The organism is Marisediminitalea lipolytica (genome assembly GCF_001758465.1).
Lineage (GTDB): Bacteria > Pseudomonadota > Gammaproteobacteria > Enterobacterales > Alteromonadaceae > Alteromonas > Alteromonas lipolytica.
The window spans coordinates 774,945-795,154 of sequence record NZ_MJIC01000015.1 but is presented as its reverse complement, the minus strand read 5'-3'; the positions used below and the strand labels follow the sequence as shown (position 1 = coordinate 795,154).

Genomic DNA, 20,210 nt, shown 5'->3' with positions numbered 1-20,210 from the left:
GGAGAACACAAGATGAAATTAAACCCTATAGTTAGTGCTTTATCTGCAGCTTACCTAGCCTCTGTACCGATGGCTATGGCGCAGGAAAGTAACCAGGCTCCTCAACAAGGTGAAACCAGTGATTCACCTAAACTGGAATTAATCGAGGTTACCTCGCAACGCAGAGTGCAGAACATTCAGGACGTACCTATTTCTGTGCAGGCCTTTAGTGGCCCGCAAATGGAAAAAGTCGGCATTGATAAAATTGAAGATCTGCAAATGTATGTGCCAAACCTTAATCTGACCGAAACCGGTATCAGCACGCAAATGTTCGTTCGTGGTGTTGGCTCAGGCAACAACCAGGGATTTGAACAATCCGTTGTTCAATTTGTTGATGGTGTTTCTTATGCCCGCCAGCAACTCAGTCGTGCTCCCTTTTTCGATATGGAGCGGGTAGAGGTACTGCGCGGCCCGCAAAGTATCCTGTTTGGTAAAAATGCCATTGGCGGCGCGCTCAACTTCACAACGGCAGAGGTGCAGGAGTACACTGCTGGAAAATTCTCTGCTCACATTGGTGAGTTCGGGATCCGCGAATACCAGGGAATTCTCAATGGCGAGCTGTATGACGGCAAACTCTTTGGCCGTATCGCGCTGCGTCACTATGAAGAAGACGGCTATATTTACAATCAGACTCTGGACCGTGATGAACCTAATCGTTCTGATCAGACTGTCAGGGTAAAACTGCTTTATCTGCTTAACGATGACTGGAAACTAAAACTTAAATACGAGAAAAACGATTTTGAAACCATTGGTCGTCAAATCGAAGTTTTACAGGACATCGGCAACCCCGGCAACCCGTTTGGTACCACCCTGACAGCAGGCTTTGGTCTTAACGAAGCCATCCCCGAAGCCGAGCTCAACTATGTAAGAGCCGGTAGTGGCGAAGAAAGCTTTAACCACTCCGACAATATTACCTTTGAAATCACAGGATTGCTTGGCGACCTTGAGTTTGAATCCAGAACGGCCAGTCTGCAATACGATTATCAGGAAATCTGTGACTGCGATTTTATTGATGCCAATATTTTAACCCTGCCTATGGATGAAGATTACGAGCAATTCAGTCAGGAATTCAGGGTTGCATCGGATCCCAGACAGACTCTGTCATGGCAGGCGGGTGTGTTTTACCAAAAGAGTGAGCTGGACTTTAAAGACGCCACTACCCTACCCGAGGCTGCGATAGGCGATGCCAACACTGGTGTATTACCCACGGCTCTGTTCGCACTAAGTGGCAGTACCGCGGTTGGCCAGGCGGTTTCTGGTATTAGTTCATCACGGGTATTTGCCCAGGATACCGAATCCTACTCAATATTTGCGCAGTTAACTTATCAGCTAACCGATGCAACCCAGATTATGCTTGGTGCCCGTTGGTCTAACGAAGATAAAACCGGTTTCCGGTCGATCAATATTCTGGATTTGGATACCAATGCGCCAACCACAAATCCGCTCTCTTCTGCGGTACTGTTGGGTAATTTTGGTATAGACAGCGAACAGGCGAACGGCCATTACCTGACAGGCGAACGTTCAGAAACGGCATTCGATCCGAACATTACCGTGCAACATTACCTGCAGGATGACTTCATGTTGTATGCAAGTTGGTCGAAAGGCTCTAAATCGGGTGGCTATGATGCCCGGGCGAATCAGGTAACGTCTTTCGAGTTTGATGAAGAAGATGCCTCTGCATTTGAAGCCGGTTTCAAAAGTACCTTCTGGGACCAGCGAGCAAAACTTAACGTTGCTTTTTACCACACTTCTTATGAGGGCTTACAGGTCAGTCAGTTTGACGGCACGCTTGGCTTTGTAGTGGGTAATGCCGATGCGGATATGCAAGGTGTGGAAATTGACGGTTCATTTGCCTTAACTGACGACCTTACACTGTCATACTCAGCCGCTTATCTGGACCATGAGTTTACCGACTACACCAACGGTAACTGTTACTATCGCCAACAGTTTGATACCGAAAATCCGGATCTGGCTGCCCGCTATAACGCCGAAACAGGGCTGTGTGATTACACCGGTTTACGCGGTCAGTACGCGCCTGAATTCACAGGTAACATGAATATTAACTACTTTGTGGATATCTCAGATGATGCCGTAATGAACATCAGCCTGAACTATAACTACTCAAGCGAGCAAAAGGTGCATCAGAACCTGGATCCTGACTTTGTTCAGGATGCCCTTGGCCGCGTAGACTTGAATGTGTCCATTGATTTTGAAAACTGGGGTATAGAATTAATGGGCCGTAACGTAACTGATGAGCAATACATTACCACTGCTGGTAATGCCTCGTTGTCCGGTGCATTTGGCGCAGACACAGTATACGGCTTTGTTGCACCGCCGAGAATCTGGTCTCTGCGTGGTTATTACACTTTTTAACCCTTCCTCCTGCTTTGTAAGGCATGACCCCGCTTTACTAAGTTAGCTTGCACTCCGGGAGCGATCCCGGAGTTTTTTTTACCACATAATCGCCGCCAGTATACCGACAGACCCTGAGTCTGCCGGCATATAACAGCACAGCAAAGAGCTAGTCTATTTTTTGTTTCAGGCCACGACGAATCAGCAGTGCATCAGTAGTAGGCTCTTTCCCCCGGAACGCTTTATACGATTCCATGGGCGGACGCGAATTACCGACCGACAAAATATGCTTACGGTATTTCATGCCGTTTTCCAGCGTAAGACCGCCGGTATCCTGCACATAAGCAAAGGCGTCAGCGGCAAGAATTTCACTCCACATGTAGGCGTAGTAACCTGCTGAGTAACCTCCGCCCATGGAATGAGCAAAGAACGCAGACTTATACCGCGGCGGAACGTAGCTGATATCAGCACCGTGTTTAGCCAGTGCGGCTTTCTCAAACGCGTTAATATCGCTTGGCACTTCGTCAGCTGACAGGGTATGCCATTCCATATCCAGCAGTGCTGCCGCCATATACTCCAGCGTATCGAACCCCATATTGAAGGTGCGCGAGCGGATAACCTTATCCAGTAACTCTGGTGGAATAGGTTCGCCGGTCTGATAGTGTTTGGCGTAATTAGCAATCACTTCCGGATACGCCGCCCAGTCCTCCTGGAAAGTAGACGGGAATTCCACAAAATCACGGGATACTGACGTTCCCGCCAGTGAAGGATAAGTAACATCGGAGAACATTCCGTGTAAACCATGACCCAATTCGTGGAACATAGTTGTGACGTAATCGTAGCTCACCAGCGTTGGCTCACCCTCAGGCGCTTTGGGGATATTCATCACGTTTACCACGACTGGCTTTTGCTTGAGCAATTTAGACTGGCCCACAAATGAGCTCATCCAGGCACCACCACGCTTACCTTTACGGGCAAAGTAGTCGGCATAAAAAATCGCCAGGCTCTTACCGTCTACGTCAAATAACTCGTACGCTTTTACATCAGGATGATATACCGGCAGATCAGGGCGTGGTTCAAAACGGATGCCAAACAAGCGGTTCATGGTAAAGAACACACCGTCCTGCAATACGCGGTTAAACTCAAAGTATTCTTTTACTTCACTTTCGTCCAGATCATAGCGTGCCTGACGTACTTTCTCGGCATAGTAAGCCCAGTCCCATGGCTCAACGTTAAAGTCCTTGCCGTCGGCGTCAATCAGTTGCTGAATATCCGCCGCTTCTTTCTTCACGTTTTCAACCACCGCTGGCACCATGCTGCCCAGCATGTCAAAAACTGCTTTTGGTGTACCCGCCATTTGCGTATCCAGACCATAGCTGGCCCAGTTATCAAAGCCCAGCAAGGCTGCTTTTTGCGCCCGCAACTCGGCTAATCGCGTAATAATTTTAGTGTTATCAAATTCACCGGATTGTGCCCGATAGGCAGAGGCTTCCCATACGCGCTGACGCAGCTCACGGTTTTCCAGCGACGCCAGAATTGGCTGGCGTGTGGTGTTGGTGATGCTAATCAGGTATTTACCTTCGTGATCAGCCGCAGTCGCAGCATCCGCCAGCGATTTGATCTGACGGTCAGATAACCCGGCTAACTCAGCTACATCATCGACAACCACGGCGATATTGGCAGTTTCGGCCAGTAGGTTTTGTGAAAACTGTGTGGTCAGCGAAGAATGCTCTTCGTTTATCTTGCGGATTTTGTCTTTATCGGCATCGTTGAGAGTCGCTCCGGCACGCACAAAGCCTGAATAGGTTTGCTCCAGCAAACGCAGCGATTCCGCATCCAGATTCAATGAGTCCCGTTGGTTATACAAGCTTTCAATACGGGCAAACAATGCACTGTTGAGGTTAATATTATCGCGGTGTGCAGCCAGTTTTGGCGCCAGCGCTTTTTGCATTTCACGCCGCTCAGGGGTACTGTCGGTACCAACAAGATTAAAGAACACCCGGCTTGCACGAGTTAACAACTCACCGCTGGTTTCCAGCGCTATCATCGTGTTCTCAAAGGTCGCTGGCTCTGGATTATTAGCGATTGCGGCAATTTCTGCCGCTTGTTCTGCCATGCCTTGTTCAAAGGCCGGCATAAAGTGCGCATCCTGAATTAGATCAAAATTCGGCGCGCCGTAAGTTAGCGGACTCGGGGTCAGCAGGGGATTAGTTTGTGTAGCCGTCATCGTGTCTTTTGCACTTTCTTGTTGAGCTGTCTGTTCTGCCTGAGTCGTTGCGTCCTGCGAACAACCCGACATGATAAGAGCAGTAAAAACTGCCGCTGCCGTTAGCGTTTTTTTCATCATTTTTCCCGGATTTATAGTTGTAATTTATGCGGCCGTAATATTACCTACGGCACTTTACTGAGCCACAGCTGTCAGCCAGTAAAGCTGGTCTGCGTTAAATGGTATTGATATTGAACTCCGCAGTCGACCCCGGTTAACGCATGTTATTTAACAGTCATCGTGTACCATAAACAGCAGGTCCCGGGCCGAATGGGGAAAACGTGCTCTATTTATAATTTGTGCAAGTTGATGCCAATAATGGCTTCGTGGGTTCTGATGCGTTACGCCAACGATTAGCTAAGTACGTTACCAGTTTGCTTTGGCGTCACTTTTATAAGCCCGCCAGACAAACCCGACACCAATACTGTAAGTGATGTCTTTTTCATAAAGTGGACTGTCTTCGTTAGCCGAGCCAGCATTAAACTGCACCGAGGTACTGACAAAACCGCGGACGTTTTTAATGACCGGAAATGCCAGTCCGGCAGAAAGTTCGGACCCAAGATAACCTGATTTTGCGTTATAGGCTGGTCGTACTGCGGTTTCAAATTCAGGCGTTACCTGATAAAAATAATCGTGTAATTTTTCGGTTGCCCAGGTCATTCTGAAGGCCAGGCTAAAACCGGTTTCGGGCAGAAAAACACCGCGTTGCTGGTAAGTTAGCGTTGGCTCAAACACAAAGCCCCTGGCATCCAGCCGCTCAAAATCGGTAGAAAATACCGCTCGTGCCTGAATTCTGCCGTTAAGACGCGCATTACCACCGCCGGTAAAAGAAAAATCCTTAAGTTTATAAATCAGCTGTGGCCCCACCTCTACCAGATAATCCAGTTCAGGCATGCCTTCCCGGGCGGTGTTATCGTCACTATCAGCGGCAAAAGCGCCGCCAAAGCTCATATCCAGCTCAAGCTTATCATTTTCAACAAATACCGCTCTTGCGCCACCTTGTCCGCCAAGGCGAAAGATATCGCCCCGATAGATCACGTAGGGTAACGCCAGCGCCACAAAATTGCGCTCTGCCGAGGCCGGATAATTGGGCGACTCTATCATGCCACCGCCCAGGCCCGCCTCCCACAGCGGCTGCTTCTCATCCAAATCCTCAAACCCGGTGAGATCCCGGTTCGGCGATTCCTCGATAGCAGCCGCTTCTGGCGTTGCCTGAGCCACGGAGCTCCACATAACAACCAGAGCTATCATCCATAATTGTTTAATAATACGCATGGCGTAATCCTTAAAGAGAAAAAACCGCACTCGAATACAGTTGGCAGCACGCTGGAAGCGGGATAATGACGCGCTGTCATGACGATATGGATACATTAACAAGCCGTTACAGGATTACATTACGCATTAATTCATACGCCAACAAGTACTTAGGTGTTGCAGGATGTAACAGATTACATTTGGGATAGGGCAAAATACTCAGGGGTCAGGCCATGCGGATGGACACAGGAAAGTATCGATCCGCATGACCGAGATGCAAACTCTTCCCCCATTGTGGGGAAGTGTTAGCGGCTAGTCGTTTTCTGCCGCTGTACCAGGAAGGCCAACTGACATTTTTGCACTACCGGGGATTTTCATTTCAAACACAGAGTCTACCGTGGTGTAGTCGTAATAGCCCATGCGCGCCAACGGCCGCAACTTGAGGATATCCCGTTTACCGTCAGGGGTCAGCGCCTCGTCATCGATATGAATCATTTCTACCTGACCAAATACCACATCGGCGGAGCCCATGGTGCCGTTGCCCTGGAAATGGACCGTCTTTAAATAGCGGCATTCAAACTGCACCGGCAACTCTACACCCCGCGACACTGGCACCACCAGCCCTTCAGCTTTAGTTAACCCGGCTCTCTCAAACTCATCAATGTCACGGGGCAATTCCTCTGCAGAAGCATTCATGGCATCTTTAAGGGCATAAGTCGCCATATTCCATACAAAGTAGCCTGTTTTCTCGGCATTGTAAGCGCTGTCCTTTTGCTCTCCGACGGTGCTCTGATTAGCCGAAAACATCACAATAGGCGGGTCAAAGGTAACGTTAGTAAACTGACTTTAAGGTGCCAGATTATCCACACCGTTTTTCGTCTCGGGTGGATATCCAGCCGATTGGGCGCGGCACCACACAGGATTTAAACGGATCGTAAGGTAAGCCATGCGGCGTTTTTCCGGGTTGATAATGCATTATTACTACCTCTTATTACGAGTTAAAGTTTGTGTGTTTGCCGTTGTGAATAATCAGTATAGGCACTAGCCCGCAATGATGATTACCCGGTACGCTGATTTTCTGCCTCCTGTAACTGCCGCCACAGCACTTTGTTACTGCCCGATTTCGGCAATGAATCAACAAACTCTATACAGCGGGGTATTTTATAGGCCGCCATGTGTTCGCGGCTCCACAAAATAATGTCATCTGCGGTGACATCCTTATATTGTTCAGCCGCTACAATCAGCGCCTTCACGGTCTCACCCCGTTTGGGATCCTTTGAGGCAATAACGCAAGCTTCAGCAATCGCGGGATGGCGGTACAATATCCCTTCTACCTGAGTAGGCCATACTTTGTATCCCGACGCATTGATCATGCGTTTGAGGCGGTCGACGATAAAGAAATAGCCGTTTTCATCGGTAATACCCAGATCGCCGGTTCGGAAATAACGCTTACCTTCCAGCATAATAAATGCGGTTTTATTGGCTTCGTCATCCTGCCAGTACCCTTGCATCACCTGCGGCCCATGAACCACGATTTCACCCAGTTCGCCGGTTGCAACTGGCGTGAAGGTTACCGGATCCACAATTTGAATCAGCGTATTAAAGTGGGCAATTCCCCCACACTGGGGTTTCGGCGCCTGGGGAGGATTGGTCGTTGCCGGACAACAGGTTTCGGTAAGGCCATAGCCTTCCAGAAAGGTAATTCCCCACTGTGCTTTGAGTTTTGCTGCCACCGCTTCGGGCATACTGGAACCACCACCCAGCATCAGACGCAGCGAGGAAGTATCATAGTCATTGAGGTCGGGCATATTCATCAGGTCGATAACCATGGTGGGCACAGTTGGCCACACAGTTACCTTATAATTATGTATCGCATGGGCGGCTACCTCACGGTCCCAACGCGGCAGAATAACCATCGTGCCGCCTGACGCCAGAGTGACATTCATGCCCAGTTGCATACCCACCACGTGGAACATGGGCGCAATGGCCAGCACCGTATCACCATGGGTGTAGTCAAACCATTCCCGCAAAGCACTAATGGCGTGCTGAACACTGACGTTAGTATGAACGCAACCTTTGGGATGGCCTGTTGAACCTGAGGTGTATGGCAATAACACCATGTCGTCCATTGCGGTTTCAACAACCGCTGCATCCAAACCAGCAGCAATCACATCCTGCCAAAAGGTAAAATGAGCATGGCTGGTAAGATTATCCGGATGCGGTTGTACCGCGATGGAGTCGGGTATGGGTAAGCTGGTTTCAACTTTCAGGTAATCGCTGTACTTAACACCCACTACCTTAATATCACGCCGGTCCATCACCCCAACAAAAGCGTGATGCAGGTCTACCGCAGCAAAGACCACCTTGATATCGGCGTTGTCCACAATATATTCAAGTTCTTCTTCCACCAGCATAGGATTAATGGGAACAACTACCGCTCCTACTCGTAATGCAGCGTAGTAAGCCATTACAAACTGAGGACTGTTCTGGGTGTAGACACCGACTCTGTCGCCGCGTTTAACCCCTTGCTGTTGCAACCAGCCGGCCAGATGACGAACATCCTGCTCCATCTCTGCATAGGTGATGGTGGTGTCGTAAAAAATAATGGCATAACCTGAAGGATGCTGCTCCAGACTGCGCTGAAAATTCTGATAATGAGTGGTTTGTGGCAACGGCAGTTCATAAGGTTTGCCGGTTGGCCAGACATTGAAGTTTTTCTCAAACATGATGACTAAGCCTCTTCTACAAAGTTTGCTATGATGCGTTGGAACCCTGCCACTTCGGCCAGTGTATAACGGTGGTAAAAATCAGCTGCCGCCAGCCATTCCGCCAGCTCAGCCTCGCTGTACTGACCGCTTCCCTGGTGCTGATTTGCAGCGATGGCACAACGCGCCAGTAACCACGCACCGGTAACATTACCCACCATCATCAGATAGGGAACGGAAACCATCTGGGCCGCATAGAAATCCTTGGTGCTGGCTGCCAGTAATTGTTGTGAACACGCAGCAAAAGCATTAACGCCCTCTTCGAGTCTGCCCGCCAGCCCTGTCATGCCTGCGGCGGTGAGTTGCTGCACGGTTTCGCGCATGTCGCTCACCAACCGGCTAACGCTCTCGCCCTTATCGCGTAACAGTTTGCGACCGACCAGATCATTTGCCTGGATCCCCGTGGTTCCTTCATAAATGGAGCTAATCCTTACATCACGCCAAATTTGTGCCACGCCGGTTTCTTCCACATAGCCCATGCCGCCGTGAATTTGCATACCTAAGGAGGCGATATCGACCGCAGATTCGGTGGCCCAGGCTTTAAATACAGGCGTAAGAAGGTCGATAAAGCCTTGCTTTTGCTGCACTACCTCAACATCGTCACTGCTGTTAATTATGTCCTGCGCTTCGGCAATTACCATGGCCATAGCGCGCATCGCCCGGGTCCGGGTAGACATGCTCATCAGCATCCGTTTCACATCGGCATGTTGAACAATAGGTACGCCCTGCGGGCTTTCTTTGGTTGCGCCCTGAATACGCTCGGCAGCATAAGCCCTGGCCTGCTGAACAGCGAGTTCAGCCGACCCCAGGCCTTCCACGCCAACGTTAAGACGAGCCATGTTCATCATAATAAACATGGCCGCCAGACCTTTATTTTCTTCACCGACCAGATAACCCACTGCACCGTCATTATCGCCATAAGACATCACAGCTGTAGGACTGACATGAATACCCACTTTGTGTTCAATGGCGGTACAGATAACGTCATTACGTTCTCCTAACGAACCATCGTCATTTACCAGTATTTTAGGCACCAAAAACAGCGAAATGCCTTTTACCCCAGCCGGCGCATCAGGCGTACGGGCCAGCACTAAATGAATAATATTTTCAGCTAAATCATGCTCGCCGAAAGAAATGAAGATTTTCTGACCTTTGATCCGATAGCTACCGTCTTCTTGCTGAACGGCACGGGTTTTCAACGCGCCCACATCAGATCCTGCCGACGGTTCGGTAAGATTCATGGTACCCGTCCATTCGCCACTGACCATTTTTGGCAGATAGCGTTGCTTGAGCTCGTCTGAAGCCGCGATAAGTAAGGTTTCCGCTGCGCCCTGAGTCAGACTCGGACACATCACAAAAGCCTTATTACCTGAACTGAACATTTCTTCAGCGACCGTTGAAATGAGACGAGGAAGTCCCTGACCACCGAACTCTTCAGGCAGCCCCATATTATTCCAGCCATTAGCCCGCATTTGTTGCCAGACGTCATGAAATACCTCAGGTACTGTTACGATTCCGTCTTTATACGACAGGCCCTGTGTATCACCGGTCTGATTGGTTGGCAGCAACACACCTGAGGCAAATTTGCCGGCCTCTTCCCAGATTGCCATGGCCAACTCACTGTTAAAGGTATCGGGATCGTCCACCGCTGAGGACAGGTCGACCAGCTCATTGAGTAAAAATCGCAGTTCTTCTAAAGGGGGCGTGTAGGTTTGCATGGTATGTCGGGCTCCATCAGACGTTAAATCATCTAATTTTGTAAAATACAAAACATGAATTTCACAATAATTTAAACAATGTCAAATTAAACGTCTGTAGGATTTATCTGAAATTAACAATTATTTTACTGCCGGTCGGCAATTCCCTGTGCCTTTGCCCGCGCCGAAACGCAAGGCAGTCAGGCCCGCCGCTGCAAATAAGCCACAAAGCTGTGCTCAATTACCCGCAATAAAACATCTTTACCAACAACATGGGCTTATATTACGGTATTAAGCGAATAACCCCGGCGGCCCAACGGCAATACAACGGTATAAAATGACAGCCAATCACAATAACAAGCCCCCTTATGATGTCCTTGATGAAATCCCCTATCAATTTTTAGTGGAGCAATCGTTAGTAGGTATCTACCTGATTCAAAGTGACATTTTAAAATATTGCAATGCTGCTTTCGCCGGCATTTGTGGCTACACGCCAGAGCAGGTAATGGGCAGAAAAATTACCGAGATGGTTGCCCCGCCAAGTGTTAATACGGTCCTGTCGAAAGTGCGTGAACGTATTGAAGCAGGCTATGGCACCAGTCAGAGGTACCTCATGCAAGCCAAACACGCAGACGGCTATATTGTTAGTCTGGAGGTTAATGGCAGAGCCGTAATGTACCAGGGTGAGCCCGCCATAGCGGGTGTGGCTATAGACGCCACTCAGCGATTGCAGTACGAACAGGAGCTGAAAGCCTCACACCATCAGCTCCAGCAAGTTGCTCGCAGCGCTATTAAACTTCGCGAACAGCACCGTCAGGAAATTGCCCGGGATATACACGATGTGCTTGGTGGCTTGCTGACTTCCATTAAAATGGATGCCACCCGGATTGTTGAACGCGAGCCACAGTCCGATATTGTCGAAATTGCCGAAGACATTATTCATTTGAGTCAGGAAAGTATTAACTTTGCACGCAATAAGTCAGAAGAGTTGTATCCATCAACATTAACGCTGGGCCTTATTCCCACTATTGAAAATCTGTTACAACAGCAACAGCTTCGCAGTGGCATAAAGTGTGAATTCACACTGGGCGAGCTGCCCCCCCGCTTAAGCAGTGACAGAGAAATCATGATCTTCCGCATCGTTCAGGAATCGCTGACCAACGTAATTCGTCATGCTGACGCTTCCGCCGTGGACGTACAATTAGACTACCGCAATGGCCAGTTATTCCTCACCGTGGATGATGATGGCGTTGGCTTACAGGCGGTACCTCCACGTGATGGCGCGTTCGGCCTGATGTACATGCGCGAACGAGCAGCTGACTATAACGGCGTGGTAACGTTGGGATCGAATGATTATGGCGGCACCCGGGTCAGCTTAACCCTGCCGTTACCCATTGCCGCTGATAATTTTACACAGCAGGAGGGACTATGAGCGAAAACATTGCCCGGATAATGCTGGTAGATGACCACACTATTTTCAGAAGCGGTCTGGCCCGCTTACTTTCGGAATTTGCCACCTTCACCGTTACTGCTGAAGCCGCAACTATAGCGGAAGCGTGTCGGGAACTGGCAGAAAAACCAGACTTGCAGGCCATTATTCTGGATATCAATCTGGCCGGACAAAATGCGCTGGAGCAGATCCCCGCACTAAGAGCCCAGCGCAAGGATGTGCCTATTCTCATCATGTCGATGTATCCGCCCCGCCAATTTGCGCCGGCGGCATACCGAGCCGGGGCGAATGGTTATGTCACCAAAGACGCTTCTCCTGCCACACTGCGGCAGGCACTGAGTACGGTACTGACAGGCCAAATCTGGCAGCATCCCGACTTGCTTACCGCAGAGCCCGTAGCCAGAGGCGGTTACCCGCACGAAAGACTCACCGAGCGCGAGCTCGAAATTTTAAAGCGTATCGCTCAGGGGGAAGCGCTGACAGACATAGCCAACGATATGTTTTTAAGCAATAAAACCGTGAGTACTCACCGTAAACGGCTACTCACTAAAATGGAGATGAGCAACAACGCTGAGCTAATTAAATATGCCTTGCTGCATGGTCTTACCGTGTAACAACACTTATGCCTGAATAATTAACTCCAGTGCACAGTCGCACATGGCATCCAGGTGGGTGGCATCGGCGTATATACCATCCATTAATAGCCGCACCATACCATGCACTGTAGCCCAGATAACCTGGGTTAAGCGCAGCGGATCAGCATTAGAGTTAATATTACCGCCCCGCTGCCAGCGGGAAATCATCCCTAGCATGGCCTGAAATGCCGGATACGCGACTTCTTTCAGATGCTCATCGGCGAGGCCTTTTTTCCAGATTGAGCTGCCAAACATCAAATCGTATAACTGTGGATGACGACGCGCCCAGTCGACATAACCAAAAATAAATCCTCGAAGACGCTCTCTGACCGGTAAGCCTTCGTCATCACCGTGGCTTAAAGTCATTTGCGTCCAGGCTGCAAAACCTTGTGCTGCGATCGCATTTAACAATGCACTCTTGTCTTTAAAATGATGATAAAGCGCGGTTCTGGATACACCGATATCCTCGGCCAGCTTACGCAACGACAGCCCTTCAAGCCCATCGCGCTCAATGCGCAGTGTCGCCGCTTCTAACAATGCTTTACGTAAATCGCCATGATGATAGGCCGTTTGTGATTTTGCCGGTGCAGTAGCCATAAACTTACTCAAAATATCTGAATGGCTATCTTAATGTTTATCTTGACAGTGTCAAATTAAGCGCTAATCTTGACACCTGTAAGTTTACTAAATAAACAAGGACCACTCATGAGTTCAGCCACTACTGATAGCAAGCACGCGCTGTATCCGCACCTGCTGACACCGCTCGATTTAGGCTTTACCCAGTTAAAAAACCGGGTATTAATGGGCTCGATGCACACCGGGCTGGAAGATATTCCCGAAGGGCACAAGCACATGGCAGCGTTTTACGCGGCCAGAGCAAAAGGCGGTGTTGGTCTGATCGTAACGGGTGGTATTGGCCCTAATAAAGCTGGCTCGCCCTATGCCAAAGCCAAAGGACTCGATACCGACGAGGCGGTGCAGGAACACCGTGAAGTAACCGATGCGGTGCATCAGCATGACAGTAAAATCTGCCTGCAAATTTTGCATACTGGTCGCTATGCTTATCACCCGAATCTGGTTGCACCCTCAGCTATTCAGGCGCCTATCAGTATGTTTAAGCCACGGGAAATTAACGCCGAAGAAATAGAAGAACAAATTGAGGCCTTTATTTTTACTGCAAAACAGGCTCAGCGCGCAGGTTATGACGGCGTTGAAATCATGGGGTCGGAAGGTTACTTCATTAATCAGTTTATCGTGCAGCGCACCAACAAACGCACTGACGATTGGGGCGGTGACTACGAAAACCGCATACGTCTGCCAGTTGAAGTGGTACGCCGGGTGCGTGAAGCCTGTGGCGAAAACTTTATTATTATCTACCGCCTGTCGATGCTGGACCTGGTGGAAGGCGGCTCAAGCTACGACGAAGTGGTAACCCTGGGTAAAGCTATCGAACAAGCCGGTGCGAGTATTATTAATACCGGCATCGGCTGGCACGAGGCCCGCATTCCCACTATCGCCACCCAGGTGCCCAGAGCGGCATTTACCTGGGTGACAGCTAAATTTAAAGAGTCACTGTCTATCCCTCTGGTTACCTCAAACCGGATTAACACGCCGGATGTCGCCGAAACCGTGCTGGCCAGGGGTGATGCTGATATGGTCTCCATGGCACGTCCATTCCTGGCTGACCCCGACTTTGTGATTAAAGCAAAACAACAGCGAGCCGACGAAATAAATACCTGTATTGGCTGTAACCAAGCCTGCCTGGACCATATCTTCGATGGTAAACTCACCAGCTGTCTGGTTAACCCCTATGCCTGTCATGAACTGACCTATCAGTTAACACCGGTTACAGAGGTTAAACATATCGCTGTGGTAGGCGCTGGTCCTGCCGGCCTGGCAGCTGCTACCACCGCAGCCAAACGTGGACATAAAGTTACTTTAATTGATGCTGCCAGCGAAATTGGCGGGCAGTTTAATATTGCCAAGCAGATCCCCGGTAAAGAAGAATTTTACGAAACCCTGCGTTACTTTAAGCGTCAGTTAGAACTGCTCAATGTGGATGTTCGTTTAAACACCCGGGTAACGGCCGGCGAATTAAATGATATGGGCGTGGATGAAGTCTTGCTGGCCACTGGTATTGCGCCTCGCACACCCGCCATCGAAGGCGTAGAACACGCCAAAGTACTTTCTTACCTTGATGTACTGAAAGAGAAGAAGCCAGTAGGACAAAAAGTCGCAATTATCGGAGCCGGTGGTATTGGCTTTGATACCGCTGAATATCTGAGTCACGGTAAATCTACACCCAGTAAGGATATTAATGCCTTTATGCAACAATGGGGCGTGGATATGGCGCTGTCATCACGAGGCGGGGTGGAAGGCGTAACAGCCAAATTTGAGCCATCAGCCAGAGAAATTGTGCTGTTACAACGTAAATCTTCCAAGGTAGGCGCCGGGTTAGGTAAAACTACCGGCTGGGCACATCGACTCAACCTGCTGAATAAAGGCGTAAAAATGCTACCGGGTGTGGAGTATGTGCGGATTGATGATGAAGGCCTGCACATTCGTAAAGACGACCAACCCATGGTGCTGGATGTAGATAACGTGATTATCTGTGCCGGTCAGGATCCTCAGCGTGAATTAACCGATGGCCTCACTGTTGCTTATCAGCTGATTGGTGGTGCTGATGAAGCCCGCGAGCTGGATGCCAAACGCGCAATTGCTCAGGGTACCAAGGTGGCCCTTAAACTCTAAGAGTAAACGATCAGGACCGTCAGCAGACGGTCCTGATGCATTCTCATACTGCTAAAGGGCTAGTCAGCCAAAAAACCGGTTAAGGCCGCACTAAACCGCCCGGCATCACACCAGGGATCGCCGTGTCCACAATCCTTATCTAACTCGACCAGCGTTGCCCTGGTTAACCCGGCCAAATCTTTTACCGGCTGCGGGGTAACCACCCGATCATCAGCGCCCACCACGACCAGCAATTTACCCCGAATAGCTTTCGCGGCGGCTGCCATATCATTATTAAAGGGGTCGGCAATGTTGTGAGTAATCATGGCTTGTGCCTGCCTGATTTGATCCCATACCTGACCTTCGGTTAACCGGATGCCCTGCGCTTTCTTCACAATTGTACTTTCAACTTCGTCCCGGGGCAGTGATTCGCTCAAAGCTGTGGGAACGCTGTTTAGCATTTGCATTCCGGTCATTATTTCCAGTGGTGCCTGGCAACGACATTCTAAATACCATTTAAGCAGGCGGTTGCGGGTAGACCATCGGGCAATATCAAATGATGGCAATCGAGGCGAACCAATAATCGCGGCATAACGGGTAGTGAAATCCGGATAAGAGACCGCCCATTGCAAGGTTTGCATGGCACCCATCGACAGCCCGACAATGGCGTATAACTGCTTAATGCCTAAAGTGTCGGTTAACAGCCGGTATTGTGAATTCACCATATCGGTGATGGTAAAAACCGGAAAACTGGCTGCCGGTTGCGATGGACTGTTAGAAGGGGATACCGACACACCATTGCCAATGGCATCGATAATAATCACATAATATTTATCCGGGTCGAGATACTCGCTGTCGGCCAGATAAGCGTGGCCTTTGGAGTTACCGCCGTACCAGGTGGGAACCAGCACGGCGTTGCTTTTATCCTCGTTAAGTCTACCAAAGGTACGGTAGCCTATTTTACAGGGGGGTATGCTCTCGCCGCTGGCTAACTGGCAGGATGAAAAATTAACAAACAATTGCTCTGCCCTTAAGGGCTGCGCCAAAAAAATTACCAGTGCACTAAATGCTACAACAACAAATTTAAGATATGTCATGGTTTATCACCTGCTTGTTGCTGGTTGGATAATCTTTTCCTATACAACCTGCTGTTGCGGTGAAAGTCAAAAGAATTACGCCATCACCAATACCTGAAACAAACCCGGATTAATACTTCAATGCTGTATTATTTGCGTTAAGAATTTGCGATAAGATACGCATTATTTGCATAAGGTTATGGTAATAGCTGATGAGGTGGTTGCAGCGTGTAAAACAATGGTTTCAGCCAGCACCGATACCGGTGATTGTGGTAGGGACGGATATTGCTTCGTACCAGCTTACCGATGCGCTACGAAACAGCAGACATTTTCAGCCCTTGTTTATACTCAACGAGGAACCCTGGCATCACAAAACCTATATTCTGGAAGCACAGTTACGTTATGCCAGCGAGCTTATTGCTCTGGTGGAGCGGAACAAGATAAAAGCCGTGCTGTGCGTCTGCGCAACGGATTACGCAACGATTCGCGATTCCTTTAGCCCTGAACTTAACCAACGAGGGTGCCAAATACTACTCGTTGAGGGAAACCGTCTGCCCGACCGCCATCTGATGGAGTGACTCGCCCGGAAGCAAAAGACCGCCATTTGGCGGTCTTTATTATTACGGTTAACTAAGCCTGTTCATATGGCTGGTTGTCTTCCAGCACGTTCTGGTTCATCGATTCACACGGCCGCGGACAACAAGGACGCCCCACCACTTTGGCCGGTACACCAACCACCGTAACATGAGCTGGTACATCGTTTAACACAACACTACCCGCGCCCACCTTAGAGCCTTCGCCCACTTCGATGTTGCCAAGGATTTTTGCCCCGGAGCCCAGCATAACGCCCTGACGAATTTTAGGATGGCGGTCGCCACTTTCGTTACCGGTACCCCCCAGGGTGACGTTTTGCAGAATAGACACGTTATCTTCGATTACCGCGGTTTCACCGACCACAATACCCGTAGCGTGGTCAAACATGACACCTTTACCAATTTTGGCCGCCGGATGAATGTCTACCGCAAAGGTTTCCGAATTACGGCTTTGTAAAAACAGGGCCAGTTGGTGACGCCCCTGTTGCCACAGGTAATGCGCCATGCGGTGGACCTGTACCGCCTGAAATCCCTTAAAGTGAACCAGCACGGTAAGGTAATTCGTTACCGCCGGATCCCGCGTGTAAATAGCGCGGATATCTTCGATAGCAGACTCAACAATTTCAGGTTCCAGCAAATAGGCTTCGTCTAAAATTTCTCTGACACTCAGCGCTGGCATCACGTCGTCGGCCATTTTGTTAGACAAAATAAAGCTCAGTGACGATTCAAAGTTGTGATGAGTTAAAATACAGGCATGCACAAAACTCGCTAACAGCGGTTCTTTATCTGCGATTTCACGTGCTTCTTTTTTAAGCTGCAACCAAAAATCAGCGGTATCGGTTAATGCATGCATGGAGAATTCCTTTGTATTTGCTGTGCGGCTTACACTGAGTAAAATTAAATCAGTCAACGCAGGTAGCGGTAACATAATGGTTTATCGATTAAATTCAAGAGTAAGCTGACTAAAATTTCGATAGCCGGAGAGTTCAGCGGGATACACAACACCGGAAAGTGAATACTACCATATAAGAGACCCGGGTAATTCAGGATCACTTTCATTTACCTCTTCCGGGCAATAATCCGGCATTATTGTGCAGGCGCGGTTTATCGCTTTAGGCTTTAATGGCATACTCTGCTTTTTATGCCCTGAATAAAAATACAGGTGTTTTTGTATTGTTATGGATGTTTCTGAGTTACTCGACGATTTAAACGATAAACAGCGCGAAGCCGTAGCTGCGCCTTTGTCTAATATGTTGGTGCTGGCGGGTGCCGGCAGTGGAAAAACCCGTGTGCTGGTGCATCGCATTGCCTGGCTTATGCAGGTCGAAAACATTGCCCCTTACAGTATTCTGGCCGTTACCTTTACCAACAAAGCGGCCCGGGAAATGCGTGGCCGCATAGAAAAAGTGATGGGCAGGCCGCTTAATACCATGTGGATTGGTACTTTCCATGGTTTGGCGCACCGCTTGTTACGTGCTCACTACGCTGAAGCCAATTTACCCGAGAACTTTCAGATCCTCGACTCAGACGACCAGTATCGCCTGATCCGCCGCATCCTTAAGGCCATGAATCTGGACGAAAAACACTGGGCGCCACGGCAAATTCAGTGGTACATCAATGGCAATAAAGATGAGGGCTTACGTCCGCAGCATATCGAAACCCATGGCGATCACACTCAGCAAAAAATGCGCGATATTTACGCCGCTTACCAGGAAGCCTGCGATCGCTCAGGTTTAGTGGACTTTGCCGAACTATTGCTACGCGCCCATGAACTGTGGGTAAAAAATCCCGATGTACTCGCCCATTACCAACGCCGTTTTCGTGCTGTTCTGGTAGACGAATTTCAGGATACCAACAACATTCAGTACGCCTGGCTGCGTTTGCTGTGCAGCCACGACAATAACATCATGATTGTAGGCGACGATGATCAGTCTATTTATGGCTGGCGCGGCGCTAACGTAGACAACATTCAGCACTTTTTAAAAGACTTTAACGGTGCCACTACTATTCGTCTGGAACAGAACTACCGTTCTACCGCCACCATTCTGAAAGCCGCGAACACGGTGATAGATAATAACCAGGGTCGCTTAGGCAAAGAACTGTGGACCGATGGTGACGACGGCGAGCCGATTTCAATTTATGCTGGCTTTAACGATTTGGATGAAGCGCGGTTTATCGTGTCACAAATTAGTGACTGGCATAATCAGGGTAATCAGCTAAAAGAAGTGGCTATTCTGTATCGTAATAACGCTCAGTCGCGGGTGCTTGAAGAAGCACTGCTGCATCAGAGTCTACCCTACCGCATTTATGGTGGCTTACGCTTTTTCGAGCGTCAGGAAATCAAAGACGCGCTGGGTTATATGCGCCTGGTTAATCATGCCCACGATGACGCCGCGTTTGAACGCGTGGTGAATACGCCCAGTCGCGGATTAGGCGAACGTACCCTGGCCACTATCCGTGAACAAGCCAGAATGCAGGATTGCTCGATGTGGCAGGCCAGCTTACAGCTGTTGCAGGATGGCGGACTTAAAGGCCGCGCGGCGAACGCCTTAACTTCGTTTATCGACCTGATAAACCAGCTGGCGGGTGAATTTGACACCCTGCCACTGGAGGAACAGGCTAACAAAGCCATCAACCACTCTGGTTTATACGCCATGTACCAGGCCGAAAAAGGCGAGAAAGCCCAGGCTCGTCTGGAGAACTTAGAAGAGCTGGTTACCGCCTGTAAACAGTTTGTCATTCCCGAAGAAGCGGACGAAATGACTCCGCTGCAAGCCTTTCTGGCCCATGCTTCACTGGAAGCTGGAGAAACTCAGGCCAGCGGCGATCAGGATGCGGTGCAAATGATGACCATTCACACCGCTAAAGGGTTAGAGTTTCCTTTGGTCTTTATTGCCGGGGTGGAAGAAGGCATGTTCCCCAGCCAGATGACCAACGACGAGCCCGGGCGCATGGAGGAAGAACGCCGCTTGTGCTACGTGGGCATGACCCGGGCAATGAAGAAACTGTACATGACCTACGCCGAAATGCGCCGGGTATACGGACAGGAAAAATATCACACGGCATCACGCTTTTTACGTGAAATTCCCACCGAATGTGTGGAAGAAATCCGTCTGACGTCTACAGTTTCTAGACCAGTCCCCAGTCGCTTTAGCAACGCCGCTTCCCACGAACGCATGGAGCAAAGCGGATTTACTCTGGGTCAACGTGTTAAACACCGCAAATTTGGCGAAGGCGTAGTCCTTAATTACGAAGGCAGTGGCGACCATGCGCGAGTTCAGGTTAATTTTGATGAGTTCGGCAGCAAATGGCTGGTTCTTAGTTTTGCAAAACTCGAGGCGTTATAAGGAACC

General features: G+C 49.5%; 13 protein-coding genes and 1 pseudogene. 6 read left to right on the top strand and 8 right to left on the bottom strand.

The annotated features are described in order from the left end of the window. Positions 1 to 12 precede the first annotated feature (12 nt). The gene (locus BFC17_RS17975; RefSeq protein ID WP_070177854.1) at positions 13 to 2,412 is read left to right on the top strand and encodes a TonB-dependent receptor; all 2,400 of its coding nucleotides are present in this window, start codon (positions 13 to 15) and stop codon (positions 2,410 to 2,412) included. Positions 2,413 to 2,560: 148 nt separating this feature from the next. Here the strand turns inward: BFC17_RS17975 and BFC17_RS17970 are convergent, their stop codons facing one another. The 5 genes and pseudogenes from BFC17_RS17970 to BFC17_RS17950 form a co-directional block, all read right to left on the bottom strand. Further along, the gene (locus BFC17_RS17970) at positions 2,561 to 4,735 is read right to left on the bottom strand and encodes a M3 family metallopeptidase (protein WP_070177853.1); all 2,175 of its coding nucleotides are present in this window, start codon (positions 4,733 to 4,735) and stop codon (positions 2,561 to 2,563) included. A gap of 288 nt (positions 4,736 to 5,023) precedes the next feature. After that, positions 5,024 to 5,932 carry a MipA/OmpV family protein gene (locus tag BFC17_RS17965; RefSeq protein ID WP_070177852.1) on the bottom strand — a complete coding sequence of 303 codons (909 nt, stop codon included), beginning with the start codon at positions 5,930 to 5,932 and terminating at the stop codon, positions 5,024 to 5,026. Positions 5,933 to 6,223: 291 nt separating this feature from the next. Further along, a pseudogene (locus tag BFC17_RS17960) lies at positions 6,224 to 6,742 on the bottom strand (flavin reductase family protein); the annotation flags it as partial. A 227-nt stretch (positions 6,743 to 6,969) separates the two neighbouring features. Continuing rightward, on the bottom strand, positions 6,970 to 8,637 hold the full coding sequence (locus BFC17_RS17955; protein ID WP_070177850.1) for a long-chain-fatty-acid--CoA ligase: 1,668 nt from the start codon (positions 8,635 to 8,637) through the stop codon (positions 6,970 to 6,972). 5 nt (positions 8,638 to 8,642) lie between these two features. Continuing rightward, positions 8,643 to 10,394, bottom strand: a complete 1,752-nt coding sequence (locus BFC17_RS17950; RefSeq protein WP_070177849.1) for an acyl-CoA dehydrogenase family protein — start codon at positions 10,392 to 10,394, stop codon at positions 8,643 to 8,645. A 316-nt stretch (positions 10,395 to 10,710) separates the two neighbouring features. On the opposite strand from BFC17_RS17950, the gene BFC17_RS17945 reads away from it, so the two are divergent. Then, entirely contained in the window at positions 10,711 to 11,805 is a 1,095-nt protein-coding gene (locus BFC17_RS17945; protein WP_070177848.1) for a PAS domain-containing sensor histidine kinase, read from the top strand. After that, positions 11,802 to 12,437, top strand: coding sequence for a response regulator (locus BFC17_RS17940; RefSeq protein WP_070177847.1), 636 nt, complete (start codon positions 11,802 to 11,804; stop codon positions 12,435 to 12,437). The genes BFC17_RS17945 and BFC17_RS17940 overlap by 4 nt, the downstream gene beginning before the upstream one ends. Before the next feature lie 6 nt (positions 12,438 to 12,443). Here the strand turns inward: BFC17_RS17940 and BFC17_RS17935 are convergent, their stop codons facing one another. Next, entirely contained in the window at positions 12,444 to 13,055 is a 612-nt protein-coding gene (locus BFC17_RS17935) for a TetR/AcrR family transcriptional regulator (RefSeq protein WP_070177846.1), read from the bottom strand. Positions 13,056 to 13,163: 108 nt separating this feature from the next. Here BFC17_RS17935 and BFC17_RS17930 point away from each other — a divergent pair, with 108 nt between their 5' ends. After that, a complete protein-coding gene (locus tag BFC17_RS17930) occupies positions 13,164 to 15,209 on the top strand; it encodes an NADPH-dependent 2,4-dienoyl-CoA reductase (RefSeq protein WP_070177845.1) in 2,046 nt (681 codons plus the stop codon). A 59-nt stretch (positions 15,210 to 15,268) separates the two neighbouring features. Here BFC17_RS17930 and BFC17_RS17925 read toward each other — a convergent pair whose 3' ends face one another. Continuing rightward, positions 15,269 to 16,285 (bottom strand): alpha/beta fold hydrolase, encoded by a 1,017-nt coding sequence (locus BFC17_RS17925; protein WP_070177844.1) that lies wholly within the window; start codon positions 16,283 to 16,285, stop codon positions 15,269 to 15,271. Positions 16,286 to 16,476: 191 nt separating this feature from the next. On the opposite strand from BFC17_RS17925, the gene BFC17_RS17920 reads away from it, so the two are divergent. Further along, entirely contained in the window at positions 16,477 to 16,842 is a 366-nt protein-coding gene (locus BFC17_RS17920; RefSeq protein ID WP_070177843.1) for a nucleoside-diphosphate sugar epimerase/dehydratase, read from the top strand. 52 nt (positions 16,843 to 16,894) lie between these two features. Here the strand turns inward: BFC17_RS17920 and cysE are convergent, their stop codons facing one another. Continuing rightward, on the bottom strand, positions 16,895 to 17,710 hold the full coding sequence (cysE, locus tag BFC17_RS17915) for a serine O-acetyltransferase (RefSeq protein WP_070177842.1): 816 nt from the start codon (positions 17,708 to 17,710) through the stop codon (positions 16,895 to 16,897). Positions 17,711 to 18,035: 325 nt separating this feature from the next. Here cysE and uvrD point away from each other — a divergent pair, with 325 nt between their 5' ends. Continuing rightward, positions 18,036 to 20,204, top strand: coding sequence for a DNA helicase II (gene uvrD, locus BFC17_RS17910; RefSeq protein WP_070177841.1), 2,169 nt, complete (start codon positions 18,036 to 18,038; stop codon positions 20,202 to 20,204). Positions 20,205 to 20,210 lie beyond the last annotated feature (6 nt).